Annotated in this window: 19 protein-coding genes; 12 read left to right on the plus strand and 7 right to left on the minus strand. The window is 74.3% G+C overall.

The window, feature by feature from the left end; translation table 11 throughout:
• Positions 1–16 precede the first annotated feature (16 nt).
• A complete protein-coding gene (locus ACPU2J_RS10355; RefSeq protein ID WP_420080975.1) occupies positions 17–3,013 on the minus strand; it encodes a bifunctional [glutamine synthetase] adenylyltransferase/[glutamine synthetase]-adenylyl-L-tyrosine phosphorylase in 2,997 nt (998 codons plus the stop codon).
• A gap of 256 nt (positions 3,014–3,269) precedes the next feature.
• Between ACPU2J_RS10355 and ACPU2J_RS10360 the strand changes: the two genes are divergently transcribed.
• Together ACPU2J_RS10360 and ACPU2J_RS10365 are read left to right on the plus strand one after the other, a co-directional pair.
• Positions 3,270–3,758: a hypothetical protein gene (locus ACPU2J_RS10360; protein ID WP_423833121.1), complete on the plus strand. Its 489-nt coding sequence runs from the start codon at positions 3,270–3,272 to the stop codon at positions 3,756–3,758.
• 382 nt (positions 3,759–4,140) lie between these two features.
• Entirely contained in the window at positions 4,141–6,198 is a 2,058-nt protein-coding gene (locus ACPU2J_RS10365; RefSeq protein WP_423833122.1) for a PIG-L family deacetylase, read from the plus strand.
• Positions 6,199–6,273: 75 nt separating this feature from the next.
• Here the strand turns inward: ACPU2J_RS10365 and ACPU2J_RS10370 are convergent, their stop codons facing one another.
• Complete coding sequence (locus ACPU2J_RS10370) at positions 6,274–6,525, minus strand: hypothetical protein (RefSeq protein ID WP_361603539.1); 252 nt, start codon at positions 6,523–6,525, stop codon at positions 6,274–6,276.
• A gap of 240 nt (positions 6,526–6,765) precedes the next feature.
• Complete coding sequence (locus tag ACPU2J_RS10375) at positions 6,766–8,127, minus strand: glutamine synthetase family protein (protein WP_361603578.1); 1,362 nt, start codon at positions 8,125–8,127, stop codon at positions 6,766–6,768.
• Positions 8,128–8,299: 172 nt separating this feature from the next.
• On the opposite strand from ACPU2J_RS10375, the gene ACPU2J_RS10380 reads away from it, so the two are divergent.
• The 4 genes from ACPU2J_RS10380 (at position 8,300) to ACPU2J_RS10395 (ending at position 10,726) form a co-directional block, all read left to right on the plus strand.
• Positions 8,300–8,680, plus strand: coding sequence for a hypothetical protein (locus tag ACPU2J_RS10380; RefSeq protein ID WP_423833123.1), 381 nt, complete (start codon positions 8,300–8,302; stop codon positions 8,678–8,680).
• Positions 8,681–8,734: 54 nt separating this feature from the next.
• A complete protein-coding gene (locus tag ACPU2J_RS10385; protein ID WP_420080971.1) occupies positions 8,735–9,436 on the plus strand; it encodes a DUF3105 domain-containing protein in 702 nt (233 codons plus the stop codon).
• Complete coding sequence (locus tag ACPU2J_RS10390; RefSeq protein WP_420080970.1) at positions 9,433–10,110, plus strand: DUF305 domain-containing protein; 678 nt, start codon at positions 9,433–9,435, stop codon at positions 10,108–10,110. The genes ACPU2J_RS10385 and ACPU2J_RS10390 overlap by 4 nt, the downstream gene beginning before the upstream one ends.
• A 196-nt stretch (positions 10,111–10,306) precedes the next feature.
• Complete coding sequence (locus ACPU2J_RS10395; protein ID WP_420080969.1) at positions 10,307–10,726, plus strand: CBS domain-containing protein; 420 nt, start codon at positions 10,307–10,309, stop codon at positions 10,724–10,726.
• Here ACPU2J_RS10395 and ACPU2J_RS10400 read toward each other — a convergent pair.
• On the minus strand, positions 10,711–11,703 hold the full coding sequence (locus ACPU2J_RS10400) for an alpha/beta fold hydrolase (protein WP_420080968.1): 993 nt from the start codon (positions 11,701–11,703) through the stop codon (positions 10,711–10,713). The two genes, ACPU2J_RS10395 and ACPU2J_RS10400, sit on opposite strands and share 16 nt — an antisense overlap.
• Positions 11,700–12,401 (minus strand): DUF998 domain-containing protein, encoded by a 702-nt coding sequence (locus ACPU2J_RS10405; protein ID WP_391345366.1) that lies wholly within the window; start codon positions 12,399–12,401, stop codon positions 11,700–11,702. The genes ACPU2J_RS10400 and ACPU2J_RS10405 overlap by 4 nt, the downstream gene beginning before the upstream one ends.
• 543 nt (positions 12,402–12,944) lie before the next feature.
• On the opposite strand from ACPU2J_RS10405, the gene ACPU2J_RS10410 reads away from it, so the two are divergent.
• From ACPU2J_RS10410 to ACPU2J_RS10420, 3 genes are all read left to right on the plus strand, one after another.
• Complete coding sequence (locus tag ACPU2J_RS10410) at positions 12,945–14,564, plus strand: multicopper oxidase domain-containing protein (protein WP_423833124.1); 1,620 nt, start codon at positions 12,945–12,947, stop codon at positions 14,562–14,564.
• 120 nt (positions 14,565–14,684) lie between these two features.
• Positions 14,685–16,295, plus strand: coding sequence for a hypothetical protein (locus ACPU2J_RS10415; RefSeq protein WP_423833125.1), 1,611 nt, complete (start codon positions 14,685–14,687; stop codon positions 16,293–16,295).
• A gap of 118 nt (positions 16,296–16,413) precedes the next feature.
• Positions 16,414–18,168 carry an NAD+ synthase gene (locus tag ACPU2J_RS10420; RefSeq protein WP_361603605.1) on the plus strand — a complete coding sequence of 585 codons (1,755 nt, stop codon included), beginning with the start codon at positions 16,414–16,416 and terminating at the stop codon, positions 18,166–18,168.
• A gap of 59 nt (positions 18,169–18,227) precedes the next feature.
• Here ACPU2J_RS10420 and ACPU2J_RS10425 read toward each other — a convergent pair whose 3' ends face one another.
• The gene (locus tag ACPU2J_RS10425; protein ID WP_423833126.1) at positions 18,228–19,256 is read right to left on the minus strand and encodes an endonuclease/exonuclease/phosphatase family protein; all 1,029 of its coding nucleotides are present in this window, start codon (positions 19,254–19,256) and stop codon (positions 18,228–18,230) included.
• 300 nt (positions 19,257–19,556) lie between these two features.
• Between ACPU2J_RS10425 and panB the strand changes: the two genes are divergently transcribed.
• The 3 genes from panB (at position 19,557) to ACPU2J_RS10440 (ending at position 22,444) form a co-directional block, all read left to right on the plus strand.
• Positions 19,557–20,426, plus strand: a complete 870-nt coding sequence (gene panB / locus ACPU2J_RS10430; protein ID WP_361603611.1) for a 3-methyl-2-oxobutanoate hydroxymethyltransferase — start codon at positions 19,557–19,559, stop codon at positions 20,424–20,426.
• Positions 20,427–20,573: 147 nt separating this feature from the next.
• Positions 20,574–21,596: an ATP-binding cassette domain-containing protein gene (locus ACPU2J_RS10435; RefSeq protein WP_420080965.1), complete on the plus strand. Its 1,023-nt coding sequence runs from the start codon at positions 20,574–20,576 to the stop codon at positions 21,594–21,596.
• Positions 21,593–22,444: an ABC transporter permease gene (locus ACPU2J_RS10440; RefSeq protein ID WP_361603617.1), complete on the plus strand. Its 852-nt coding sequence runs from the start codon at positions 21,593–21,595 to the stop codon at positions 22,442–22,444. The genes ACPU2J_RS10435 and ACPU2J_RS10440 overlap by 4 nt, the downstream gene beginning before the upstream one ends.
• Positions 22,445–22,501: 57 nt before the next feature.
• Here ACPU2J_RS10440 and ACPU2J_RS10445 read toward each other — a convergent pair whose 3' ends face one another.
• A complete protein-coding gene (locus tag ACPU2J_RS10445) occupies positions 22,502–25,930 on the minus strand; it encodes an AfsR/SARP family transcriptional regulator (RefSeq protein WP_423833127.1) in 3,429 nt (1,142 codons plus the stop codon).
• Between the last annotated feature and the right edge of the window lie 26 nt (positions 25,931–25,956).

The raw sequence follows: 25,956 nt of genomic DNA on the forward strand, positions 1-25,956 counted from the left end.
CGCGGTCCGCCGACGGCTATCCGCCGTAGAACAGCTCCTCGACCACCGCGCGGGCGCGGCGCGTGATGCGGCGGTAGTCGTCCAGCATCTCGCCGGCCGTCCCCTCCGGGTAGCCGAGGTAGCGGCCCACCGCGGCCAGTTCGCGGGCCTCCGCCGGGAAGGTGTCCCCGGCCCGGCCCCGCACCAGCATCACGGCGTTGCGCACCCGGGTCGCCAGCACCCAGGCCTCGTCCAGGATCTGCGCCTCGTCGGTCGGGATCAGCCCGGCCGCGTGCGCCGCCGCCAGGGCCTCCCGGGTACGGGTGGTCCGCAGCCCCGGCTCCGCCCAGGCGTGCCGCATCTGGATCAGCTGGACGGTCCACTCGACGTCGCTGAGTCCGCCGCGGCCGAGCTTGGTGTGCAGCGTCGGATCGGCTCCGCGCGGCATCCGCTCCGACTCCATCCGGGCCTTCAGCCGGCGGATCTCGCGCACGGCGTCCTCGCCGAGGCCCTCGGCGGGATAGCGCAGCGGGTCGATCAACTCGATGAAGCGGCGGCCCAGTTCCTCCTCGCCGGCGACCGGTTCGGCGCGCAGCAGGGCCTGGCTCTCCCAGGTCAGCGACCAGCGCCGGTAGTAGGCGGCGTAGGAGCCCAGGGTGCGCACCAGGGGGCCGGAGCGGCCTTCGGGGCGCAGGTCGGCGTCGATGAGCAGCGGCGGGTCGGCCGTGGGCAGCTGGAGCAGTCGGCGCATCTCGGCGATGACCGTCTGGGCGGCCTTGGCCGCCTCCTGTTCGTCGACTCCCTCGCGGGGTTCGTGGACGAACAGGACGTCGGCGTCGGATCCGTAGCCGAGCTCGTGCCCGCCGAAGCGGCCGACCCCGATGACGGCGAAGCGGGTCGGCAGGGTCTCGCCGAAGTGGGACTGCACGGCGGCGCGCAGGGCTCCGGCGACGGTCGCGGCGGTGAGGTCGGAGACGGCGCCGCCGACCCGGTCGACCAGGGCTCCGTGGTCCTCCTCGGCCGGGCTGTCCTCCGTACCGTACGCGCCGATGATGTCGGCGGCGGCCGTACGGAACAGCTCGCGGCGGCGGACCCCGCGCGCGGCGGCGACGGCGGTCTCGGGGGTCTCGGCGCGGCCGACGGCGGCCAGGACCTCCTGCCGGAGCGCCTCGTGCGTACGGGGCTGCAGCCCCTCGGGGTCGCCGAGCAGGGCCACCGCTTCGGGGGCGCGCATCAGCAGGTCGGGGGCGAGGCGTCCGGCGGACAGCACGCGGGCGAGGTTCTCGGCGGCGGCGCCCTCGTCGCGCAGCAGGCGCAGGTACCAGGGGGTCTTGCCGAGGGCGTCGGAGACCTTGCGGAAGTTCAGCAGGCCGGCGTCCGGGTCGGCGGAGTCGGCGAACCATCCGAGGAGCACCGGCAGCAGGGTGCGCTGGATGGCGGCCTTGCGGGTGACGCCGGAGGCGAGGGCTTCGAGGTGGCGCAGGGCGGCGACGGGGTCGGCGTACCCGAGGGCTTCGAGGCGCTGCCCGGCGGCGCGCGGGGAGAGCCTGGTCTCGCCGGGGGCGAGCTGGGCGACGGCGTCGAGGAGCGGCCGGTAGAAGAGCTTCTCGTGCAGGCGGCGGACCACGGAAGCGTGCCGGCGCCAGGCCTTGTTGAGCTCGGCGACCGGTTCCGTGCGCAGGCCCAGGGAGCGGCCGAGGCGGCGCAGGTCGGCCTCGTCCTCGGGAACGAGGTGGGTGCGGCGCAGCCGGTAGAGCTGGATGCGGTGCTCCATGGCGCGCAGGAAGCGGTAGGCGTCGTTCAGTTGGGCGGCGTCGGCGCGGCCGACGTAGCCTCCGGCGGCCAGGGAGTGCAGGGCGTCGAGGGTGGTGCCGGAGTGCAGGGTGGCGTCGCTGCGGCCGTGCACGAGCTGGAGCAGCTGCACGGCGAACTCGACGTCGCGCAGACCGCCGGGGCCGAGCTTGAGCTCGCGGTCGACCTGGGCGGCGGGGATGTTGTCGACGACGCGGCGGCGCATCTTCTGGACGTCGGCGACGAAGTTCTCGCGCTCCGCGGCCTGCCAGACCAGGGGCGTTATGGCGGCGATGTACTCGGAGCCGAGGTCGGCGTCGCCGGCCACCGCGCGGGCCTTGAGCAGGGCCTGGAACTCCCAGGTCTTGGCCCAGCGCTGGTAGTAGGCCATGTGGGAGGCGAGGGTGCGCACCAGCGGCCCGTTGCGGCCCTCGGGGCGCAGGTTGGCGTCGACGGGCCAGATGGTGCCCTCGACGGTGGTCTCGGAGCAGATCCGCATCATGTGCGAGGCGAGGCGGGTGGCGGCCTGCAGGGCCTTGGCCTCGTCGGCGCCGTCCGAGCCGTCGGCCGCTTCGGCGACGAAGATGACGTCGACGTCGGAGACGTAGTTGAGCTCGTTGCCGCCGCACTTGCCCATGGCGATGACGGCGAGCCGGCAGCGGCCCGCGTCCTCGGGGGCCGCTGCGGCGGCGATCCGCAGGGCGGCACGGAGGGTGGCGGTGGCCAGGTCGGCGAGCTCGGCGGCGGTCTGGGCGACGTCGATGGTGCCGCAGACGTCCCGGGCGGCGATGGAGAGCAGGCAGCGGCGGTAGGCCACGCGCAGGGCGACGGGGTCGTGGGCGTCGGCGAGGCCGCGCTCGAACTCGGGGAGCCCGGGGTGCAGGTCGGCGGCCTCGTAGGTGACGAGGTCGATCCAGTCGCGGGGGTGCCGGGCGAGGTGGTCGCCGAGCGCCTCGGAGGCGCCGAGCACGCCGAGGAGGCGGTCGCGCAGGGGCTTGGCGCTGACGAGGGTGTCGAGGAGGCCGGGCAGCTCGCCGTCGGGCTGTGCCTCGGCGAGCCGGACGAGTCCGCGCAGGGCCAGGTCCGGGTCGGCGGTCGCCCCGAGGGCGTCGAGGAGCACCGGATCGGCCCGTACGGAGGTCATCGCGTCGGCGTCGAGCAGCCGGGCGGCGGCGGACGGATCGGTGAAGCCGCTGCGCAGCAGCCGGATGAAGGTGCTGCTCCTGCGTCCCGGGACCGTCATCCCGCCGCCTCCCGCGGTCGTCCTTGCCACTGCCCTGGCGTGCCTGGTGTGAGCCTAGCCGCAGCGGGCGCCCGGCTCACCGGGACGTCCCGTGGCGGGCCCCGCCGATGATCGGAGAAGCCGGAACCCGCCCCCTCGCGGGGCCGCTCGCGCCGGGCGTCGGCGTCGCGGGGGCCACGTCCGCTCCTGTCGGTGGCGGCGGTTAGGATCCGCTGTTCGTTCGAACGAGGAAACCTTTGGCGGGGGGCTACGGGGTATGGGTGCACGGCTGGGCGAGACCGCATCGGAGTTGGCCGGTCTTCTGTGGCGGGAGCACACCGTCTACCGCGAGCGCACGGGCGGTGTCGTGATCCGCGGGGAGCACGTCCAGCGCTGGATCAGCCTGGCTCCGAGCGGCGGGCGGGACGAGGTCCTCGTGCGGGCCGGACGGATCCTCGACGGCGGCACGACGGCTCCCGCCCGTTCGGAGGCGCTGGTGTGCCTGTCCGCCGGGACCGGCGAGCTGGCCGCGGTGTGCCGCCGCCTGCTGTCCGAGACCGCCGCCACGCCGGCGGCGCCGCACGGGCACGGACAGCGCGGGCCGCAACGGCGCACGCCGCGCAGGCGCACGCCGCGGGGGCGCACGCCGCGGGGGCGGACCGCGACCCGGAGCCGCCACACCGGCCTGGCGTCGTGGGCGGTCGTCGTGGTCGTGGTCGCGATCGTCGGCCTCTACAGCGCGTTCTACGGGCGCTTCTTCCTGTGACGGCAGGGCAACGAGGCACGTCGGCAGGCGCCGGCTCGCCGGCCGTTCGGCGGGGCACGGCCGCCGGCTGACCCACCACGCTTCAGAAAACGTTCGTATCGCGTGATGGGGCCCACTCCACACCGACCGGCCGGACGGACCCTCCCCATGGAGGGTGCGTGGGACAGTGCCCCGCGCAACGCGGCTCCGTAGGCGGGGCGGCGGGGACGGCGCTCCTGGGCGGGGTTCCGCGGCGCGGCGGGACGCGGAAACGGATGCACCGCGTCCGCATCTCGGGGATCTTCCTCACCCCTCCGGGTGAACCGAATCCCCCGTTCCGGACTCTCTCTGACTGCTCGACGGATTTCCCCGCCCGGAACGAACCGAACGCGAGGCGCACCCGATGCCCGTGACCCGCCGTGGCTTCGCGGCCCTGCTCACCGTACTGACCGCCGGCACCACCGGCGTCCTGTCCGTGGCCACCGCCCGGCAGACCTCCGCCGAGGCCGGCCAGGACGGGAAGCCGACCGCCGTCCTGCCCGCGAGCGTCACCGCGGGGTCCGTCGTCCAGGTCGTCGCGCACCCCGACGACGACCTGTTCTTCATGAACCCGGACCTCAGCCGCTCCCTGCGCTCCGGCACCCAGGTCACCACCGCGTACCTCACCTCGGGCGAGGCCGACGGGCGCAACGAGGCCGGCGGCGCGGCCAAGGACCCCGAACAGCCCGCCGACCACGCCCACTACGCCGAGGCCCGGCAGAACGGCATACGCGCCGCCTACGCCCAGATGGCCACCGGCGACCGCACCAGCCCCTGGAAGCGCGGCATCCTGCCCACGGCGGGCGGCGGGCACGCCGAGGTCGACGTACTGATGGCAAAACCGCAGATCAACCTGGTGTGGCTGATGCTGCGCGAGGCCCGCAGCACCGGCGGCGACACCCCCGAGAGCCTGCGCGGTCTGTGGAACGGCCGAATAACCGCCCTGAACGCCCAGCTGACCTCCGGCACCCCGGTCAAGCAGCCGTTCTCGTACACGAAGGACCAGCTCATACAGACGGTGGCCGGGGTCCTGGAGCAGTACCGGCCTACGACGATACGCATGCAGGACCCCACCCCCGGCCGCTACGGGGACAACGGCCGCTACACCGACCACCAGGACCACATGTACGGCGCGCGCTTCGTCCAGGCGGCGGCCGCCGCCTACGCCGCGCGCGTGCAACGCCGCCCGCACTTCTCGGTGCAGAACTACCTCGGCTACCACAACAGCACCCTGCCGCACTCGTTGGACCCGCAGACCGCCGAGACGAAGACCGACTACCTGCGGACGTACGCCTGGCAGGACCGCCAGGACTACTGCGGCAGCCCGTCCGGATGCGGCGACCGCAAGGTCGCGGGCAACCCGACCGGGCGCAACTGGGCCCAGTCGCTGCGCTACACGCGGGCCGACAGCACCTCCTGGCTCACGGAGGGGACCCCGGGCAGGCTGTGGGCGTTCGCCGCCCTCGACGGGCAGATGGCCTGCTGGACCCGCGACTCCGGCGGCGCCTGGCAGGGCCCGAACCTCCTCCCCGGCACCGGCATCGACCCGGGTGCCACCGCCGCCCGGCTCCCCGACGGCCGCGTCGGCGTGCTCGCCACCCGCACCCTGCTCGGCCCCGGAGCCGCCGACTACCGGCGCGAGGTCGTGTACGCCGTACAGTCCGCGCCGAACGGGCCGTTCGGGCCGTGGCAGTCCCTCGGCACCCCCGAGAAGACCGACGACGAGGGCACCTCGGCGATCAGCGCCCCCGCGGCCGCCGTCGACGCCCAGGGCCGGCTGACCGTCTACCTCCGCGACGCGCGCCGTACCCTGCGCGCCGCCTCCCAGCAGCCGGACGGCGGCTTCTCCACCTGGCAGCGGGCGGGCGGCGAGGACCTCCAGGGCGACCCGGTGACGGCGCTGGACTCCGCCGGCCGGCGCCACGTGTACGCCACGACCACCACCTCCGTGCTGGCCTGGACCCAGTCCGCCCCGGACTCCCCGATGCGCGGACCGGAACGGACGGGCCTGCCCGCGACCACCGTCCCGCTGTCGGCGTCCCCGGACGGCGCGGGCGTCCGCCTGTACTTCCGCCGCCCCGACTCGGGGGTGGTCCGCACGGCCCTGGTCACGGCCGGCCCCGCGGCCAGGCCGCAGGTCTCCAGCATCACGGAGGCGGGCGGCCGGGCCGGCTACGGGGCGGTCGGCGCGGCGGGCCGACACGTGGCGGGCCGGGCGGACAGCGGCACGGTCGCCGCGTCGGGCCTGGGCGGCCCGCCGGCCTGGCAGGAGTCCGGCATGCTCTTCGCCGGAGCGCCCTCGGCCGTGCACGAACCGTCCGGCACCACCACGACGACGGTCCTCGGCCTGGACGCGGAGCTCCACACGTCCACCACCCCCGCCACCCCGGCCCGCCCGGCCTGGCACCGGGCGGTCCGCTAGCGGGTCCCGGCGGACACGCCGCGGGGGCGGACCGGCAGCTCTGCCGGTCCGCCCCCGCGACGTGAACCCTCCGGGTCAGGCGCCCAGGTGGTGACCCTTCGCCCACTCGAACTCGCCGTCCTTGGCGCAGGTCGAGGAGTAGATCGGGCCGGTGAAGGCCGGACGGTTGCTGGGCACCGCGGCCAGGGTGGAGCAGTCCGACGAGAAGCCCGCGCGACCGCCGGAGAAGTAGTCGATGTCGACGTCGTCGGCCAGGGCGGCGCCGGCCCCGCCGAGCAGGATGCCGGCGGCCAGGACGGACGCGGTGACAGCAGAACGAATACGCATGACTCCCCTAAGGATCCGTGACACGACGCGCTGGTCGAAGTGCGCGTCGGCCGGTCCAACAGCCGAAGCCCCCGTCCGGGAACGCCGTTTCACTCCAATGCCCGCAGCTGTATCGTTTCGACACCGCACGCCCCCTTCACGCCCCCCCGAACGCGCCGGCATCGCACAACACGTCCGGGCCGGTGGTCGTCGACCACCGGCCCGGAGGGTTGTGCGCGCCCTGCGGGCGCTGACCTGCCCTTACAGCACCGGGAGGTTCTTGCGGAGTTCGAAGGCGGTGACCTCCGAGCGGTATTCCTCCCACTCCTGCTTCTTGTTGCGGAGGAAGAAGTCGAAGACGTGCTCGCCCAGGGTCTCGGCGACCAGTTCGCTGCGCTCCATCAGGGAGATGGCCTCGCCCAGGTTCTGCGGGAGGGGTTCGATGCCCATCGCGCGGCGTTCGGAGTCCGAGAGGGCCCAGACGTCGTCGTCGGCGCCGGCCGGGAGTTCGTAGCCCTCCTCGATGCCCTTCAGGCCCGCCGCCAGGAGCACCGCGTACGTCAGGTAGGGGTTCGCGCCCGAGTCGATCGAGCGGACCTCCACGCGCGACGAGCCGGTCTTGCCGGGCTTGTACATCGGGACCCGGATCAGGGCGGAGCGGTTGTTGTGGCCCCAGCAGATGTACGAGGGGGCCTCGCCGCCGGAGCCGGCGGTGCGGGAGGAGCCGCCCCAGATGCGCTTGTAGGAGTTCACCCACTGGTTGGTGACCGCCGCCGTCTCCGCCGCGTGCCGCAGCAGCCCGGCGATGAAGGAGCGGCCGACCTTCGAGAGCTGGTACTCGGCGCCCGACTCGTAGAAGGCGTTGCGGTCGCCCTCGAAGAGGGACAGGTGGGTGTGCATGCCCGAGCCCGGGTACTCCGAGAACGGCTTCGGCATGAACGTGGCCTGGACGCCCTGTTCCAGCGCGACCTGCTTCATGACGAGGCGGAAGGTCATGATGTTGTCGGCCGTGGAGAGGGCGTCGGCGTAGCGCAGGTCGATCTCCTGCTGGCCGGGGGCGCCCTCGTGGTGGCTGAACTCCACCGAGATGCCCATCGATTCGAGCATGGTGATGGCCTGGCGGCGGAAGTCCATGCCCACGTTCTGCGGGGTGTGGTCGAAGTAGCCGGAGTTGTCGGCGGGCACCGGGCGGGTGCCGTCCAGCGGCTTGTCCTTCAGCAGGAAGAACTCGATCTCCGGGTGGGTGTAGAAGGTGAAGCCCAGGTCGGAGGTCTTGGCGAGGATGCGCTTGAGGACATAGCGCGGGTCCGCGAAGGACGGGGAGCCGTCCGGCATGAGGATGTCGCAGAACATCCGGGCGGTCCCGGGGGCCTCCGCGCGCCACGGCAGTATCTGGAAGGTGCCCGGGTCCGGCTTGGCGATCATGTCGGACTCGTAGACCCGCGCGAAGCCCTCGATCGCGGAGCCGTCGAAGCCGATGCCCTCGTCGAAGGCCTGCTCCAGCTCCGCGGGGGCGACCGCGACGGACTTGAGGAAGCCCAGCACGTCGGTGAACCACAGGCGCACGAAGCGGATGTCGCGCTCCTCAAGCGTCCGGAGGACGAATTCCTGCTGCTTGTCCATGCCTTCATCCTCGCAGTTCAGACGGCCTGTGCACCACCGCCTGACCGGTCGCGGCGCACTCGGTCCGGCCCAGTATCGCCCGTGGTGGTTTCCGCCACATTACGCACACCGCAAAGCTCGCGGCACCCCCGCACTGACCTCGGCCCGGTCATGAGCATTACCATCTGCGCCCATGGGGGGCCGGGAGTACACGCAGCGGGGGCGTCGGGGACGTTCCGCGCTGCGGCGTGCCGCCCTGCTGAGCGTGCTCGGGGGGCTGGCCGGGGCGCTGTTCCTGTGTGCGCGTTCCGGTGAGCCGCACACCGCCTCCGAGGACGTCCGGGCCCACGGCGCGGCGGCGCACGCCGTCTGCGTGTCGCCGTACGACCTGCCCGGCTGTTCTCCCCGCGCGCACCTGCCCCCGGCCGTGCTGCCCGTGCCGCCGCCGGCCGTGACCGTGGCCGGTGGCGCGCCGCCGGCGGTCGCGCCGGTCGCCGGGGCGGGCCGGGTCCGGCCGCCCGGGCCGCAGGCCCGTGCCCCCGACCTGCACGTCCTCCAGGTGCTGCGGACCTGACGGGTCCGGTTTTGCGTTCCGCCCACCCCCCATTCTTCAGAAGGAACCAGGCACATGGCCGGCAACTCCAGCAGGACCCCCCAGAACACGGACCCGAACTCCCGCCAGGCCCGCATAGCCGAGATGCGCCGCGCCGAGAAGGCGCGCGAGCGGCGCAACAAGGCGATCGCGATCACCCTCTCGACGCTGATCGTCGGCGGCCTCGTCGGCTTCGGCGCCTGGGTGCTGATCGACCAGAAGCAGGAGGAGAAGCGCAAGGAGGCCGCCGCGGCGCAGCTCCGCAAGGAGGCGGAGGAGATCCGCAAGAAGCCGGTCGAGGGCGAGCAGCTGTGGGACGTGAAGAAGCTCGGCCGCAACCACGTCGAGACGCCCGTGAAGTACGAGACGGTGCCCCCGGTCGGCGGTGACCACCACCCCCGCTGGATGAACTGCAACGGCGACGTCTACAAGACCCCGGTGCCCGAGGTGAACGCCGTCCACTCGCTGGAGCACGGTGCCGTCTGGGTGACGTACAACGACAAGGCGCCCCAGGCCGAGCTGGACAAGCTCGCCACGACCGTCGGCAAGACCCCGTACACGCTGATGAGCCCGGTCAAGGAGCAGACCGGCGCGATCATGCTGAGCGCGTGGGGCAAGCAGCTCACCGTGGACAGCGCGGACGACCCGCGGGTCAAGCAGTTCCTCACCAAGTACGTGCAGGGCGAGCAGACCCCGGAGCCGGGCGCGGCCTGCACGAACGGGCTGACGGCGAAGTGACCCGCGCGATCCCCCGTACGTACTGGGTCGCGGGTACGGCCGTGCTGCTGGCGCTGCTGTTCGCGGCGGCGGCCACGGTCACCGCCGCGAACGGCGGACCGGCCGCCGCGGACGCGGCCGCCCCCCGTACGCCGGGGCTGCACTCGGCGGACGCCGGCTTCGCCCGGGACATGGCGGTCCATCACCAGCAGGCGGTGGAGATGTCCTTCATCGTCCGGGACCGCACCCAGGACGAGGCGGTCCGCACGCTCGCCTACGACATCGCGAACACCCAGGCCAATCAGCGCGGCATGCTCTTCGGCTGGCTGGACCTGTGGGGTCTGCCGAAGGTGGTGGCCGACGAGCCGCCCATGTCGTGGATGACCGGCTCCGGGGGCCACGGCGGCCACGAGGGGCACGCCGCGGCCAAGCCCGGCGCGTTGATGCCCGGCATGGCGACCAAAGAGGAGCTGGCGCAGCTGGGCTCCGCCGAGGGGCGGGACGCGGAGGTGCTCTACCTCCAGCTGATGACCGACCACCACAAGGGCGGCGTGGCGATGGCGGAGGGCTGCGCACGGCTGTGCGTGACGCCCGTCGAGCGGGCGCTCGCGCAGGGCATGGCCGACGCGCAGCAGTCGGAGATCACCCTGATGACGGACATGCTGAAGCAGCGCGGGGCCACACCGCGCGGGTGACGGGGCACGCCCGTACGGTGGTGGGAGGCGCCCTCTCACCCGTTACGGGCGTGTGCTCCGCCGCGGTGCGGCGGGGCCCGGTGGAGCGGCCGGCCGGGCGGAACGTCGTCGCCGGGCGGACGGCCCCACCGACGGGGGGACGCCGCGCCGGGTGCGTCCGCATCCGGCGGCGGACGGCGTGCAGGGAGGTTCAGCGATGACCACCGCCGCAGACATCATGCACCCCGGGGCGCAGTGGATCCCGGCGACCGAGACCCTGGACCGGGCGGCGCAGCTGATGGCCCGGTTGAACGTGGGGGCCCTGCCGGTCAGTGACGCCTCGGAACGGCTGTGCGGCATCATCACCGACCGCGACATCGTGGTCGGCTGCGTGGCCAAGGGCCACGACCCCGCGCAGGTCACCTGCGGTGACCTGTGCAAGGGCACTCCGCGGTGGATCGCCGCGGACGCGGACGTGTCCGCGGTGCTGGACGAGATGGAGGGCCACCAGATCAAGCGGCTGCCCGTGATCGACGACAAGAGGCTGGTCGGGATGATCAGCGAGGCGGATCTGGCGCAGCACCTGTCGGAGGAGCAGTTGGCGGGCTTCGTGGAGAAGGTCTACGCCAGGCGCTGACCGGGCCGGGCCGCCCGGCCCGCGCCCCCGTCCGGTACGGGGGGCTGCGGCAGGCCGGCGTCGAGGACCGTCCGGGCCACCTGGTCCGGGCGGTCCAGCATGACGAGGTGGCCGGCGGGCTCGGCGACCTCGAAGCGGGCGCCGAGCAGGTCGGACAGGTCCGCCTGGCGTGACAGCCAGTGCAGGGCCCCGCGGCCGGCGGATCCGTCGTGGCCGGCGAGGACGGTGGTCGGCGCGGTCAGCGGGGCGCTCCGGCGCAGGTCGAGGAGTTCGGCCGCCATGTCCGGGTAGCGGGAGTTCTCCAGCAGGGCGCCGCGCCAGACCCGGCCGGTGCGGTAGCAGCGGCGTACGAGGTCGGCCGGGGCCGGGTCGCCGCCGCCGGTGCGGGAGGCCCGTACGGTGGCGCGCCGGGCAGCGGGGCCGAGGGCGGCGGGCAGCCCGGCCGCGGTCAGGGCGCGGCCGGCGGCGCGGGCGATGCCGGTGCGCAGGGCCTGCGGCAGGACCGTACGGGGGTCCTCCTCCACGCTGGCGTCGAGGAGGACCAGCGCGGCGGTGCGCTCCGGGTACAGACGGGCGAAGGCCTCCACGTGGAACGCGGCGATGGAGTGGCCGACGAGGGTGACCGGGCCGGACGCGGGACCACCCGCGGCGGCGGCCACGGCCTCCGGGGTGCCCCACGTGTCCAGCGCGCCCGATGCCTCCAGCGCGTCCAGGAGGGCCGCGATGCGGTGGGCCTCCCCGGCCGTGGTCGGCGGCTCGGCGGCGGGGCCGCTGAGGCCGTGACCGGGACGGTCGAAGCGGACGACGGTACGGCCCTGCGCCACGAGCAGCGCCGCGACCTCGTCCCAGTCGAACCAGGCCATGGCCAGCCCGGCGGCGAGCACGCACACGGGCCCGCGGCCCTCCACGACGACGTGCAGCGGGACGCCGTCGACCCGGACGAAGCGGCCGACCGGTTCGGAGGAGGAGGGGCTCATGTACGGCCTTCCTTGTGCACGGAGTAGGCGAGCAGCCCCAGCCAGATTGCCACGAGCAGCACCTGGAGCCGCTGACCGGCGCCGAGCGCCCAGGTGCCGTGCCCCGCGGTGAACATCGCTATGGCGGTGAGGGTCCAGGCGGTGGCGAGCAGTTCGAGGACGACCAGCGCCGGGCCGAAGCGGGCGAGCGGCGCGAACCAGCCGTAGCGGCGCGCGGCGACGGTCAGAGCGACCAGCCCGACGAGGGCCCCCGTCATGGCGAGGCTGCTGCTGACGGCGTGCGCCTGGTGCGTGGCGGGCACCAGGCCCGCGGTCTCGCGCGCCGCGCACTCCGGGTCGGCGGTGGGCGTGCAGCTGAGCGGGAGCCAGGCGTCCGCGGCGGTGGCCGCGCCGAAGAGGGTGACCCCGGCCCATCCGACCACGGCCCACGGGCGGCGGGACTCGGTGTACTTCAGCAGCCGCGTCAGGGCGAACAGCCCTCCGGCGAAGGCGAGCAGTCCGGCGGTGAAGTCGGTGGCCCGGAACAGGCCGCCGAGCGGCTGGTCCTGTGCGGCCAGCTCGCTGACGTACGTCTCGATGGGGTTGAGGCCCGTGGAGACGACGACTTCGAGCACCCAGGCCGTGTAGGCGGCGCCGGAGAGGCCGATCAGGAGGGCGACGGGCCAGGCCGCACGCGGAGAGAGCCCATGAGGGGACATAGTGTGACTAATCCTCGGCAGTTTTCGGGGTCGGTCCTGTGATCGGATACCCACCCCGGGTAGGGTTCCGGCCATGACGCGCAGTGCTCGGCGAGCCGTTCCGGGGTCCCGGCCGCTGCCGCCCTCCGCACTGCTGCGCGGCGTCGGCACCCTGCGTCACCCGGACCGTCCGGTCGGCTCCCACACCCTGGATGACGTGCCCGCGGCCCGCTGCGTTGCCTCGGCCGGGCCTCCCGGACCCTCCGCGGACGGTGGCGCTCGCCACACTCGGGACGCCTCCCCGCACACACGGCCGCACACACATGCCGCCGCGCCGCCCACGGGCGTGGGCCGCATACCGGACGGACCGGACGGGCCGGTACCGCAGGCTCCCCACGCCCTCCGCACCGGGCCCTCGGCCGCGCGGCGATAGCCCCGACCGCCGCCCGTCCCGCTCACCCCCGCCCCCGCCGCCCACTCCCCCGTCACGGCCGCGGTCCGGACCCGCACGCCCCGCCACGCCCGTCCACGCCCCTCCCCCGGACTCCCCCACGCGAGGTGCCCATGCGCTCCCTCCCCACCCGCCGCACCCTCCTCGGCGCCTCCGCCGCCGCCCTCGGCTCCGGGCTGCTCACGGCCTGCGGCGGCGGCTCACCCTCCGGCGGGGCCACCGCCCGGACCGGGCACGGAGCCATGCACCACGGCGGCTCCCCGGCCGACGGCCCCCCGGGATACGTCGACCCGGCAGGGCCCGAGGTCCGCGCCGCCGAGGCCGCCCGCAAGGCCACCGGCCCGCTCACCGAGGTCAGGCTCACCGCCACCGCCACCCCGCTCGACCTCGGCGGCGGTCACACCGTCCGCTCCTGGGCCTACGGGGACACCCTGCCCGGGCGGGAGGTACGCGCCACCGCGGGCGGGACGCTCTCCCTCACCCTGGCCAACAACCTGCCGGAGGCCACCTCGCTCCACTGGCACGGCCTGGCCCTGCGCAACGACATGGACGGCGTCCCGGGACTGACCCAGCGGGACATCGCCCCGGGCGGCTCCTTCACGTACGGCTTCGCCCTCGCGCACCCGGGGACGTACTGGTTCCACCCCCACACCGGCGTGCAGCAGGACCGCGGCCTGTACGCGCCGCTGATCGTCGAGGACCCGAAGGAACCGCTCTCCTACGACAAGGAGTGGGTGGTCGTCCTCGACGACTGGATCGACGGGGTGGACGGCGCCACCCCGGACGCCGTCCTCGCAGAACTGCGCAAGGGCGCGGGCGGACAGGGCGGCGCCCATGCCGCCCACGGCCCGGCCGGCCGGCCCGGAGGCACGGCCTCCGCCCGGCCGAGCCCGGCCGGGGCGCCCTCGTACCTCCTCGTCGGGGCCGACAGCGACATCCTGGGCGCGGAGGCCGGCGACGTCGCCTACCCGCACTACCTGGTCAACGGCCGGGTGCCGGAGGACCCGTCGGTGTTCACCGCCCGCCCCGGCGACCGGATCCGGCTGCGCATCGTCAACGCCGGCGGGGACACCGCCTTCCGGCTGGCCCTCGGCGGCCACGAGATGACGGTCACCCACGCCGACGGCTTCCCGGTGCGGCACGCCACGGCGCGCTCGCTGCTGCTGGGCATGGGCGAGCGGTACGACGTCCTGGTCACGGCGCAGGACGGGGTGTTCCCGCTCACCGCGCTGGCCGAGGGCAAGGACCGGTCGGCGCTCGCCGTCCTGCGCACCGGTACGGGCACGGCCCCGACGGCCGCGACCCGGCCGGCGGAACTGGACGCCGCCCCCCTGATGGCCGGCTCACTGCTGCCCGACGAATCCGCGGCCCTGGCGGAGCGCACCCCGGACCGTACGCTCGCACTGCGCCTGACCGGCTCGATGAACCGCTACGACTGGGCCTTCGACGGCACGCCCTACACGCCCGACCAGCGGCATCCGGTCACGGCGGGCGAGCGGGTCAGGGTGGAGTTCCGCAACGCGACCCCGATGTGGCATCCGGTACACCTGCACGGGCACACCTTCGCGCTCGGCGGCGCCGGCGGAGCCCGCAAGGACACCGCGATCATCCTGCCGGGCGGGAGGCTGACGGCCGACTTCGACGCCGACAACCCCGGCCTGTGGATGGTCCATTGCCACAACGTCTATCACTCCGAGTCCGGGATGATGACCGTCCTCGGCTACCAGGCGTAGGGCGGCGCCCGGGCGGGGAAGGCCGGGTTCCGCCCAGGCCCCGCGGACCCCGGGCGCGGCGGGGCCGGACACCCGGCGGTAATTCGTACGGACGTGCGTGCCGGTCGTGGCACTCTTGCTGTGATCACGACAGTCGCGACAAAGGACGTCCTCGCCGGTATGACCACCCCGCCGAACCCGCCCCACACGCCCGCCGGACCTCCTGCGGAGCCTTCGGACGAGCCCGCACGGCTGTCGCTCCAGAAGCCCTCCGCCGCGCAGCCCGCGGCGGACCGGGACGCCGTTCCCCCGGCTGCCGAGGCCGCCGCCCCGGAGCCCGACGAGCCCGGCGGGCACGACGAGGCCGCTCCGCCCGCACCGGCCGCCGCCGACGCCACCGTCACCCTCCAGGCCGCCGCGGCCCCCGCCGGTGAGCCGCAGGAGGCCCAGGAGGCTCCGGCGGCCCAGGAGGCACCGGAGCCGCAGGACGCACCCGCCCCGGAGGCTCCCGCCGCTCCCGCGCCTGCCGCCCCCGCCGAGCCCGTCCCCGCGCCCGCCGACGCCACCGTGTCCCTGACGGCCACCCCGCCCCCGGCGCCCGGCACCGACCCGGCGGGGGCCGCCACCCCGCCCGCGCCCGCGCCGTCGTTCGAGAAGGCCCCGGCCGCCGGCCCTGCGGGCCCGCCCGCTCCGGCGGCCGTGCCGCCCGTACCGCCCGCCGCGCACCCGGTCCCCGCCCCCGTCCGTTCCGCGTTCGCCCCGCCGACTGCGGAGGACCTCGCCGCCGCGCAGGCCGCCCCGTACGCCGCCCCGGCCTACGGCTCCTCGCCCCACGGCGCCCAGCCGTACGGCGCCACGACCCACGGCGGCGGCCCCGGCGTCCCGCAGCCGCCCGCCCCGGACGTCAACCCGTGGGCGCAGCCCGCCCCCGGCACCGTGCCGTACGCCGCGTACCTCCCGCCGGCCCCGGCCGGCAACGGCCTCGCCGTCGCCGCCGTGGTCGTCGCGAGCCTCGGCGTCTTCCTCGGCCTCGTCCCGCTGCTCTTCTGGCTCGGCGGCCTGCTCGCACTGGTGGCGGTCGGCCTCGGCATCGGCGGCATCGTCCGCGCCTCCAAGGGCGCCCCGAACCGGGTCATGGCCATCGTCGGCACGGCCCTCGGCGGTCTCGGGCTCGTCGCCTCCGTCGCCGGCTTCTTCATCACCGTGTCCGTCTTCGAGAACGACGGCGGCTACGCCCATTCCATCGACTACGGCGACGACCCGGAGGACCTCTACCCGGGCGACGAGCCCTGGCCCACCGTCTCCCGGTCCCCCTCCCCCTCCGCCTCCCAGGTCCCCGGCCTGACCAGCGCGCTGCCCTTCGGTGAGACCTTCACCTACCCGAACGGCGTCAAGGTGAGCCTGTCGGCCCCGACGAAGTACGAGCCGAAGGGCATCACCGCCCGCGAGCGGATCAAGAACGCGATCCAGCTGACGGTCACCATCACCAACGGCTCCAAGGAGCCGCACGAGGTGATCTACGCCATGCCCAACGTCCGTGACGACAAGGGCATGACGGCGGACATGGTCTTCGACAGCGGCGGCAGCGCCGGCACCACCGTCCCGAAGATGATCAGGGGTTCGATCCTGCCGGGCGAGACCGCCAGCGGCATCGTGGCCTTCGAGGTCCCCGAGGGCACCAAGAGCATCACCGCGGACATCTCCGCCGGCACCCTGCTCGACGACGTGAAGTACGCCGGCCCCATCGGCTGACACGCCCCCTCCGGTGCCGCGGGAAACCCCGCCGGGACACCCCGCGGCGCACCTCGCGGCACCGGGAACCGCACGGGATCCAGGACATCGCGTCAGAAAGACGATTACACTGGCTCCCGTGCCTCAACTACGTCTCGCTCTGAATCAGATCGACTCGCACGTCGGCAACATCGCCGCCAACGCGGACTCGGTCGTCCACTGGACCCGGCACTCCGCCGAGCAGGGCGCCCACCTGGTGGCGTTCCCCGAGATGGTGCTCACCGGCTACCCCGTCGAGGACCTCGCCCTGCGGGCCTCCTTCGTCGAGGCCTCCCGCACCGCCCTGCGCGAGCTGGCGGAGCGGCTGGCCGCCGAGGGGCTCGGCGAACTGCCGGTCGTCGTCGGCTACCTCGACCGGACCGAGCGGGCCGTGCCCCGGCTCGGCCGCCCCGCCGGCTCCCCGGAGAACGCGGCGGCCGTCCTGCACCGCGGCCGGGTGGTCCTGCGCTTCGCCAAGCACCACCTGCCCAACTACGGCGTGTTCGACGAGTTCCGGTACTTCGTGCCGGGCGACACCCAGCCGGTGATCCGGGTGCGCGGCATCGACGTCGCGCTGGCCATCTGCGAGGACCTCTGGCAGGACGGCGGCCGGGTCCCCGCCACCCGCGCCGCCCGCGCCGGGCTGCTGATCTCGGTCAACGCCTCCCCGTACGAGCGCAACAAGGACGACCTGCGGCTGGAACTCGTGCGCAAGCGCGCCCAGGAGGCCGGCTGCACCCTCGCCTACGTCGCGATGATGGGCGGCCAGGACGAGCTCGTCTTCGACGGCGACTCCATCGTGGTCGACGCCTCCGGCGAGGTCGTCGCCCGCGCGCCGCAGTTCTCCGAGGGCTGCGTCCTGGTCGACCTCGACCTGCCCGCCGCGTCCGCCGACGCCCCCGAGGGCCCGGTGGGCGACGGGCTGCGCATCGACCGCGTGGTGCTGTCCGAGGAGCCGGTGGAGCCGTACGAGCCGGTCGTCCCCGGCGGGTACGCCGAGCGCCTCGACGACGACGAGGAGGTGTACGACGCACTGGTCGTGGGCCTGCGCGCCTACGTCCGCAAGAACGGCTTCCGCTCGGTCCTGATCGGGCTCTCCGGCGGCATCGACTCCGCGCTCGTCGCCGCCATCGCCTGCGACGCGATCGGCGCGCAGAACGTCCACGGCATCTCGATGCCCTCCAAGTACTCCTCGGAGCACTCCAAGGGCGACGCGGCCGACCTGGCCGAGCGCACCGGCCTCAACTTCCGCACCGTGCCGATCGAGCCGATGTTCGACGCCTACATGGGTTCGCTGGGCCTCACCGGTCTCGCCGAGGAGAACCTCCAGTCCCGGCTGCGCGGCACCATGCTGATGGCGGTCTCCAACCAGGAGGGCCACATCGTCCTGGCCCCGGGCAACAAGTCGGAGCTGGCCGTGGGCTACTCCACCCTGTACGGCGACTCCGTCGGCGCGTACGGCCCGATCAAGGACGTGTACAAGAGCGACGTCTTCCGGCTCGCCCGCTACCGCAACCGGGCCGCGGCCGAGCGCGGCGAGACCCCGCCGATCCCGGAGAACTCCCTCTCCAAGCCGCCGAGCGCCGAGCTGCGCCCGGGGCAGGTGGACACGGACTCGCTGCCGGACTATCCGGTGCTCGACGCGATCCTCGCCCGGTACGTGGACCGGGACCAGGGGCTGGACGAGATCGTGGCCGCCGGCTTCGACGCCGAGCTGGTCGCGAAGACCCTGCGGATGGTGGACACGGCCGAGTACAAGCGCCGCCAGTACCCGCCGGGCACGAAGATCTCCGCGAAGGGCTTCGGCAAGGACCGCCGGCTGCCCATCACCAACGGCTGGCGCGAGCAGGCCTAGGCCGCGTACGACGGAGGGCCCCGGCGCACCGGCGCCGGGGCCCTCCGCTTCGTCCTGCGCTACTGCTTCACCGTCAGCCGCGCGGCGATCGGCAGGTGGTCGCTGCCAGTGCGCGGCAGGGTCCAGGAGGCCTCCGGCTTGACGCCGCGGACCATGATCTGGTCGATCCGGGCCATCGGGAACGGGGCCGGCCAGCTGAAGCCGAAGCCGTCGCCCGCCGCGCCCTGCGTGGAGCGCATCTGCGAGGTCACCTCGGACAGCGCACGGTCGTTCATCGTGCCGTTCAGGTCGCCGAGGAGCACGACCCTCTTCAGCGGCTCGGCGGCGAGCGCGGCGCCCAGCGCGTCAGCGCTGTTGTCGCGCTGGTTCGCGGTGAAGCCCGCGTTCAGCTTGACCCGGACCGACGGCAGGTGGGCGACGAACGCCGCGACCGGCCCCTGCGGGGTGGCGACGGTGGCCCGCATGGCGCGGGTCCAGCCCATCCGGATGTCGACGGGCGCGGCCCCGCTCAGCGGGTACTTGCTCCACACGCCGACGGTGCCCTCGACCGCGTGGTACTTGTACGTCCCCGCCAGGGCCTGCTCGTAGACGGGGACGACGCTGCCCTTGAGCTCGGTCAGGGCCAGCACGTCGGCCCCGGAGCGGGCCACGGACTCGGCGGTGCCCCGCGGGTCGGGGTTGTCGGCGTCGACGTTGTGGGTGGCGACGACGAGGTTGCCGCCCGGACCGGACTTGTCGGTGACCAGCCCGCCGAAGAGGTTCAGCCACACCGCGGTGAGCAGCAGGACCGCGACGAGCGCGGTCGCCGACCTGCGCAGCACCGCCCCGGCCACCAGCAGCGGGACGGCCAGCCCGAACCAGGGCAGGAAGGTCTCGGTGAGGCTGCCGAGGTTGCCCACGTCGTTGGGCAGCTCCGCGTGCAGCACCATGACCAGGCACAGCAGGACGGCGATCGCCGCCAGCACCAGGCCGCGCCGCCAGATCCCGGGGTCACGGCGCAGTCCGGCCAGCCGGCGCCGGAAGCGGGATCCGGAGGGCTCGGGCTCCGAGCCGCCGTTCCCCGATTCCGTCATGTACGCCTGTGCCATGCCACTGCCCTCACTGCCGTGCTCGCGCTCCGTCCCCGCCCCTTGACCCTAGGCGATGAACCGGAGCCTTCCGTGCTGTACGTCACGGCCGTCTCGTCACGGCCGTACGTCCGGAAGGACGAACTGCCGTACGCAGCGGGTTCCGCTTGTCACGAAACGCGCACATTGGATCCTCCGCGGCCGGTGGGCGCGGCGGCCGGCGGCGGCCCACTTCCGCCGACGGCCCCGGTGATGCCACCATGGTGGGTGAGTCCGGGGACGCCGTGAGGGCGCCTCGAGATGACACAAGGAGCAGTTGCAATGACGCACGCCGTTTCGCCTGCCCGCGAACCCGCAGCCGCCGCCTCCCCCACCCTGTACGGAGGCACGGGCACCCGGCGCATCACCGTCCGCGACCTGACGCTCGCCAAGGAACGCGGCGAGAAGTGGCCCATGCTCACCGCCTACGACGCCATGACCGCGTCCGTCTTCGACGAGGCCGGCATCCCGGTGATCCTCGTCGGCGACTCGATGGGCAACTGCCACCTCGGCTACGACTCCACGGTCCCGGTCACGATGGACCAGATGACCATGCTGTCGGCCGCCGTCGTACGCGGCACGAGCCGTGCCCTGGTCGTCGGCGACCTGCCGTTCGGCTCGTACCAGGAAGGCGCCGTGCAGGCGCTGCGCAGCGCCACGCGCCTGGTCAAGGAGGCCGGGGTCGGTGCCGTGAAGCTGGAGGGCGGCGAGCGTTCGCTCGCGCAGACCGAGCTGATCGTCCAGTCGGGCATCCCCGTCATGTCCCACCTGGGCCTGACCCCCCAGTCCGTGAACGCCATGGGCTACCGGGTGCAGGGCCGCGGCGACGAGGCGGCGCACCAGCTGCTGCGCGACGCGAAGGCCGCGCAGGACGCGGGCGCGTTCGCGGTGGTGCTGGAGCTCGTCCCGGCGGAGCTGGCGGCCGAGGTGACCCGGTCCCTGCACATCCCGACGGTCGGCATCGGCGCGGGCGCCGAGTGCGACGCCCAGGTCCTGGTGTGGACCGACATGATGGGCCTGACCGGCGGGAAGATGCCGAAGTTCGTCAAGCAGTACGCGAAGCTCCGCGAGACCATGACGGACGCGGCGAAGGCCTTCGCCGAGGACGTCGTGGGCGGATCGTTCCCGCAGGAGCAGCACTCCTTCCACTGAGCCGGGAGGGGCGGCGCCGGCCCGGCCGGTGCCGCCCGCCGGCCGACCGTGTCGGCGGCCCGCGTCGGCGGCCTGTCGGTGGTTCGTCGGCCGCTCGCCCCGGGCTGTAGGCGGACTGTCGGTGCTTTGTCAGTGGCGGCTGGTCCCATGGTGGGCATGACGCGAAACGACAACAAGCCCAACGCCGTGGAGGTACGGGGGCTGGTCAAGCACTACGGCGAGACCAAGGCCCTCGACGGCGTAGACCTGGACGTCCGCGAGGGCACCGTCCTCGGGGTCCTCGGCCCCAACGGCGCGGGCAAGACCACGCTGGTCCGCTGCCTGTCCACGCTGATCGTCCCGGACTCCGGCACCGCGACGGTCGCCGGCTACGACGTGGTCCGCCAGCCCCGGCAGCTGCGCCGCACCATCGGCCTGACCGGTCAGTACGCCTCGGTCGACGAGAAGCTCTCCGGCTGGGAGAACCTCTACATGATCGGGCGGCTGCTGGACCTGTCCCGCAAGGACGCCCGCCTCCGCGCGGACGAGATGCTGGAGCGGTTCTCGCTGACCGAGGCGGCGAAGAAGGCCGCCATGAACTACTCCGGCGGCATGCGCCGCAGGCTCGACCTCGCCGCCTCCCTGATCGGCCGCCCGGCCGTCATCTACCTGGACGAGCCGACCACGGGCCTCGACCCGCGCACCCGCAACGAGGTGTGGGACGAGGTGCAGCGCCTGGTCGCCGAGGGGGCCACCGTGCTGCTCACCACCCAGTACATGGAGGAGGCCGAGCAGCTCGCGAGCGAGCTGACCGTCATCGACCGCGGCAAGGTCATCGCCAACGGCAAGGTCGACGAGCTGAAGGCCCGCGTCGGCGGCCGCACCCTGAAGATCCGCCCCGCGGCCCCCTCGGACCTGCCGGGCATGGCCCGTGCGCTGGCCGAGGCCGGGCTGGACGGCGTGGCCGGCTCGCAGGCCGTCCCCGACGAGGGCGTGCTGCTCGTACCGATCCTGAGCGACGAGCAGCTGACCGCCGTGGTGGGGCTGCTGGCCGCCCGCGGGTACGCCATCGCCGACCTCGGCACCTACCTGCCCAGCCTCGACGAGGTGTTCCTGGCCATCACCGGCCAGAAGTCCACCTCCGTCGAGGACTCCGTCCCCACCGACCAGAACGAGGAGGTCGCGGCATGAGCACCGTAACCACGACGAAGCCCGCTCCCGCCGCGCCCGGTCGGGCGGCGGCGGAGCCCCGGCCCGGGGAGGGCCGGATCGGCCTGCGGGCCAACCTGCGGCACATCGGCGCCCTGGTGCGCCGCAACGCCCTGCAGATCAAGCAGGACCCCGAGTCGATGTTCGACGTCCTGTTCATGCCGATCATCTTCACGCTGCTGTTCGTGTTCGTCTTCGGCGGCGCGATCTCCGGCAAGGGCAACCAGGCGGACTACGTCAACTACGTGGTCCCGGGCCTCATGGCCATGATGGGCATGAACATCGCGATGGCGGTGGGCACCGGGGTGAACGACGACTTCAAGAAGGGCGTGATGGACCGGTTCCGGTCCATGCCGATCGCCCGGTCCTCCGTGCTCCTCGCCAAGATCGTCGTCGAGCTCGGCCGGATGATGGTGGCCATCGCGATCCTGCTGGGCGTGGGCTTCCTGCTCGGCCTGTCGATCAAGTCCTCGGTGCTGGACCTGTTCCTCGCCATCGGGCTGTCGGCCGTCTTCGGCAGCGCCCTGATGTGGATCTTCATCCTGCTCGGTCTCACCATGAAGACCGCGCAGGCCGTCCAGGGCATGGCGATGCTGGTCCTGATGCCGCTGCAGTTCGGCAGCTCCATCTTCGCCCCGCCGTCCACCATGCCCGGCTGGCTTCAGTCCTTCACCGACTACAACCCGCTGTCGAACCTGGCCGACGCGGCACGCGCCCTGATCAACGGCACGCCCGTCGGCGACTCGGTGTGGATGACCCTGGCCTGGTCGCTGGCCATCACGGCCGTCACCATGCCGCTCGCGGTGCGCAAGTTCCGCCAGAAGACCTGACCCGCGGACCGATCCGTTCCGGATCGCGTCCCGGACGGACACCGGCCGGGGGCCGGGTCAGATGAGGGCGGTGGCCTCCTCCTCGGAGAGGCCGCCGCCTTCGGCGTACGCCGCCTCGTAGGCGGCGTCGCCGAGCGCGGCCCGCGCGAGCTTCTCGGCCAGGGCGAAGTCCTCCCGCTCCGTCGACACCGGGAAGTGCCCCGGCGGCAGCAGCGCCCGGTAGGCGCCGAGCAGCCGGGCCGCGTCGCGTTCGCGCCGCCCGCCGCCCAGCGAGGCCAGGGACAGGGCGCCCGTCACCAGGTAGACGGCCGGCATCTGTGGCGCCACCATCCGGGCCAGCGGGTCGGCCACGGCCACCATGGCCTGCCGCAGCCGGGCCAGGGCGTCCTCGTGGTGCCCGTCCTGGTTGTCCAGCCAGGCCATCGTCCCGAGCAGGAAGCCGTCGAAGACGGCGAACGCCCCGAAGGCGAACTCGTCCCGCAGGAGCTGGAGCTGGGCGCGGGCCTCGGCGATCCGGCCGGTGCGGCCGAAGATCCCGGCGAGGAACATCCGGGCGGCCGGCATCGCCTCGTTGCCGTACTGCCGCACCGTCGCGGTGATCTCCGTCAGGATCCGCTCGGCCTCGTCGATCCGGCCGGCCTCGGTCAGCGTCCCCGCCATCCGGACCCGCAACACGGTCACCTGCGCCAACGCGCCGAGGCGTTCCGCGTAGGCGACCGCCTCACGGTAGTCGCGGGCCGCCGCCTCGTACTCGCCGCGTTTCTCCCGGGCCTCGGCGCGGGCGGACAGGGCCTCGGCGCAGCCCCAGGCGTCGCCCAGGTCCCGGAAGAGGGCGAGGCTCTCGTCGGCGTCGCGGGAGGCGTCACCGGCCCAGGCCGCCCGGTTGGCGAAGATGTTCGCGCGGAGCTGGAGCGCGGAGGCCAGCTCCCAGCCGTAGCCCAGCTCGCGGGCGGTGGCGACGGTCTCGTCGACGGTCGTCCGGAGCATCTCCGGGTCGCCCGCGATCATGACCGCGTAGATCCACAGGGAGGCGGGGGTCCGGCAGGTCTGCGGGAGCCCGGGGCGGTAGACGGCCAGGATCCCGTCGATCTGGGCGCGGACCGCCGGGTCGTTCCACGTCTCGCTGGTGTGGTCGCGGGAGGCCAGCAGGACCAGCCGCAGGGCGCGCCAGGCCTCGGTGAGGGTCTCCCCCGAGTACGGCGGCGGGTGGTCGACGAGGCGCTCGTGGACGGGCTCGGCGGGTACGTGGGGCTCGGCGAAGGGGTCGGGGCCGAGCACGGCGACCGCCTCGGACCAGTGCCGGGACTCCGAACGCAGGTCGTGCATGTGCCAGTACCAGCCGAGGGAGTGGACCAGGCACAGGGCCTCGTCGGCGTCCCGGGTGGCGACGGCCCGGCGCAGCGCGGTGCGGAGGTTCTCGTACTCGGTGGCGAGCCGGTCGGTGGCGGCCCGCTGGCCGTGCCCGCGCAGCAGCGGGTCGGTGGTCCGGGCCAGTTCGCGGTAGTGGACGAGGTGGCGGTGGGCGGTGGCCTCGCGGTCGCCGTCGGCCTCGGCGAGGCGCTCGGCGGCGTACTCGGCGACCGTCTCCAGCAGGCGGTAGCGCATGCCGGAGCCGTCGGCGCCGGGGGCGGCGACCACCAGGGACTTGTCGACGAGGGAGCCGAGGACGTCGGCGGCGTCGAAACCGGCGCGGGCGCCCCCGTCGGCGGGGTCGGTGCAGACCGCTTCCGCGGCGGCGAGGTCACAGCCGCCCGCGAACACCGACAACCGGCCCAGGACCGTCCGCTCGGCCCCGTCCAGCAGGTCCCACGACCAGTCCACCACCGCGCGCAGCGTCTGCTGACGCGGCAGCACCGTACGGGAACCACTGGTCAGCAACCGGAACCGGTCGTCGAGCCGGTCCGCGATCTGCCGCGGGGTCAGCAACCGCAACCGCGCCGCCGCCAGCTCGATCGCCAGCGGCAGCCCGTCCAGCCGCCGGCAGATCTCCGCGGCGGCCGCCGGGTCCTCGTCGGGGGTGAATCCGGGGCGGGCGGCCGCCCCGCGGTCGCCGAGCAGCCGCAGCGCGATCGGGTCGGGCAGCGGCTCCACCGGGCGCAGGGACTCCCCCGGCACACCGAGCGGTTCGCGGCTCGTGGCCAGGATCTGCACGGCGGGGCAGTGCGTGAGGAGCCGCTCGGCCAGCTCGGCGGCGGCGCCGATGACGTGCTCGCAGTTGTCGAGGAGCAGCAGCATCCGACGCCGCGCGCAGTGCTCGGCGAGCCGGTCCAGGGGGTTGTCGCCGTTGCGGTCGGTCAGGACGCGCAGCTCCTCGGCCGCGGCGCCGCGCAGCTTGGTCTCGCGCGCGCCGAGTGCGGCGAGCGTGGCCTCGGCGACGTCCTCCGGGTCGTCGACCGGGGCGAGCTCGACGAGCCACACTCCGTCGGGCCACGCGCCGGCCGCCGCGTGCGCCTCGGCGGCCTCCTGCGAGAGCCGGGTCTTGCCGGCGCCGCCGGGCCCGAGGAGGGTGACCAGCCGGGCCCGGGCGAGGTCGTCGCCGATGACGCGGATGTCCTCCTCCCGCCCGACGAAGGTGGTGAGCCGGGCCCGCAGGTTGCCGCTGCCGCCCTGCCCCTGTCCGGCCCGCCCGGCCGGGAGCGGGGCGGGTGCGGGTGCGGGGGCCGCGGGTGCCGGAGCGGCGTACGGGGCCGCGTACGGGGCCGCCGGGTGCGGATGCGAGGGCTCGGACGGGAGGAGCGGCGGGCCTGGGGGCGGGCCCGGCGGCGTCCGGCCGGGCGGCGGGGCCAGGAGCTGGGCGTGCAGCGCCCGCAGGGCCGGGCCCGGGTCGGTGCCCAGCCGGTCGGCGATCTCCCGGCGGACCTCGTCGTACGCGGCCAGCGCCTCCGCCGGCCGGCCCGCGTCGCGCAGCGCACGGATCCGCAGCGCCTGCAACGGCTCGTCCAGCGGCTGCTGCGCGCACAGCGCCGTCAGCTCCGGCAGGAACCGGCCGGCCTCGCCCAGGTCCAGGGCCGCGTGGAGCCGGCCCCGCCGCGCGTCCAGGCGTACGGCCTCCCAGCGCGCGGCCTCGGCGGCCTCGTCGGGCAGGTCCGCCAGCGCCGGCCCGCGCCACAGGGCGAGGGCCTCGTCGTACAGGGCGGCCGCCCGCGCCGGATCCGGCGCCTCGCCGCCCGCGCGGACCAGCCGTTCGAAACGGTAGAGGTCGATGTCCTCCCGCGCGGCGGCCAGCTGGTAGCCGCCCTCCGCGGAGCGCACCGCGGCGTGCCCCAGCGCCCGCCGCAGCCGGCCCACCAGCGCCTGGAGGGCCGCCACGGCGTCGGCCGGCTGGTCACCGGCCCACACCTGGTCGACGAGGAGACGGGCCGGCACCGTGCGCCCCGGCCGCAGCGCGAGCGCGGTCAGGAGCGCCCGCAGCCGCGCTCCGCCGACGGGTACCGGGGTCCCGTCGTCGTGGAGGGCCAGGGCGGGGCCGAGAATCGCGTAACGCACCGGCCCATTGTCCCCGGAGCCCTGCC

The organism is Streptomyces manipurensis, assembly GCF_049570255.1.
In the GTDB taxonomy this organism is placed as follows: Bacteria; Actinomycetota; Actinomycetes; order Streptomycetales; family Streptomycetaceae; genus Streptomyces; species Streptomyces manipurensis.

What these genes read in the sequence shown, in the direction of transcription:
- ACPU2J_RS10355 (WP_420080975.1), bottom strand. Translation starts at nt 3,013, where the DNA reads ATGACGGTCCCGGGACGCAGGAGCAGCACCTTCATCCGGCTGCTGCGC.
- ACPU2J_RS10360 (WP_423833121.1), top strand. Translation starts at nt 3,270, where the DNA reads ATGGGTGCACGGCTGGGCGAGACCGCATCGGAGTTGGCCGGTCTTCTG.
- ACPU2J_RS10365 (WP_423833122.1), top strand. Translation starts at nt 4,141, where the DNA reads ATGCCCGTGACCCGCCGTGGCTTCGCGGCCCTGCTCACCGTACTGACC.
- ACPU2J_RS10370 (WP_361603539.1), bottom strand. Translation starts at nt 6,525, where the DNA reads ATGCGTATTCGTTCTGCTGTCACCGCGTCCGTCCTGGCCGCCGGCATC.
- ACPU2J_RS10375 (WP_361603578.1), bottom strand. Translation starts at nt 8,127, where the DNA reads ATGGACAAGCAGCAGGAATTCGTCCTCCGGACGCTTGAGGAGCGCGAC.
- ACPU2J_RS10380 (WP_423833123.1), top strand. Translation starts at nt 8,300, where the DNA reads ATGGGGGGCCGGGAGTACACGCAGCGGGGGCGTCGGGGACGTTCCGCG.
- ACPU2J_RS10385 (WP_420080971.1), top strand. Translation starts at nt 8,735, where the DNA reads ATGGCCGGCAACTCCAGCAGGACCCCCCAGAACACGGACCCGAACTCC.
- ACPU2J_RS10395 (WP_420080969.1), top strand. Translation starts at nt 10,307, where the DNA reads ATGACCACCGCCGCAGACATCATGCACCCCGGGGCGCAGTGGATCCCG.
- ACPU2J_RS10400 (WP_420080968.1), bottom strand. Translation starts at nt 11,703, where the DNA reads ATGAGCCCCTCCTCCTCCGAACCGGTCGGCCGCTTCGTCCGGGTCGAC.
- ACPU2J_RS10405 (WP_391345366.1), bottom strand. Translation starts at nt 12,401, where the DNA reads ATGTCCCCTCATGGGCTCTCTCCGCGTGCGGCCTGGCCCGTCGCCCTC.
- ACPU2J_RS10410 (WP_423833124.1), top strand. Translation starts at nt 12,945, where the DNA reads ATGCGCTCCCTCCCCACCCGCCGCACCCTCCTCGGCGCCTCCGCCGCC.
- ACPU2J_RS10425 (WP_423833126.1), bottom strand. Translation starts at nt 19,256, where the DNA reads ATGGCACAGGCGTACATGACGGAATCGGGGAACGGCGGCTCGGAGCCC.
- panB (WP_361603611.1), top strand. Translation starts at nt 19,557, where the DNA reads ATGACGCACGCCGTTTCGCCTGCCCGCGAACCCGCAGCCGCCGCCTCC.
- ACPU2J_RS10435 (WP_420080965.1), top strand. Translation starts at nt 20,574, where the DNA reads ATGGTGGGCATGACGCGAAACGACAACAAGCCCAACGCCGTGGAGGTA.
- ACPU2J_RS10440 (WP_361603617.1), top strand. Translation starts at nt 21,593, where the DNA reads ATGAGCACCGTAACCACGACGAAGCCCGCTCCCGCCGCGCCCGGTCGG.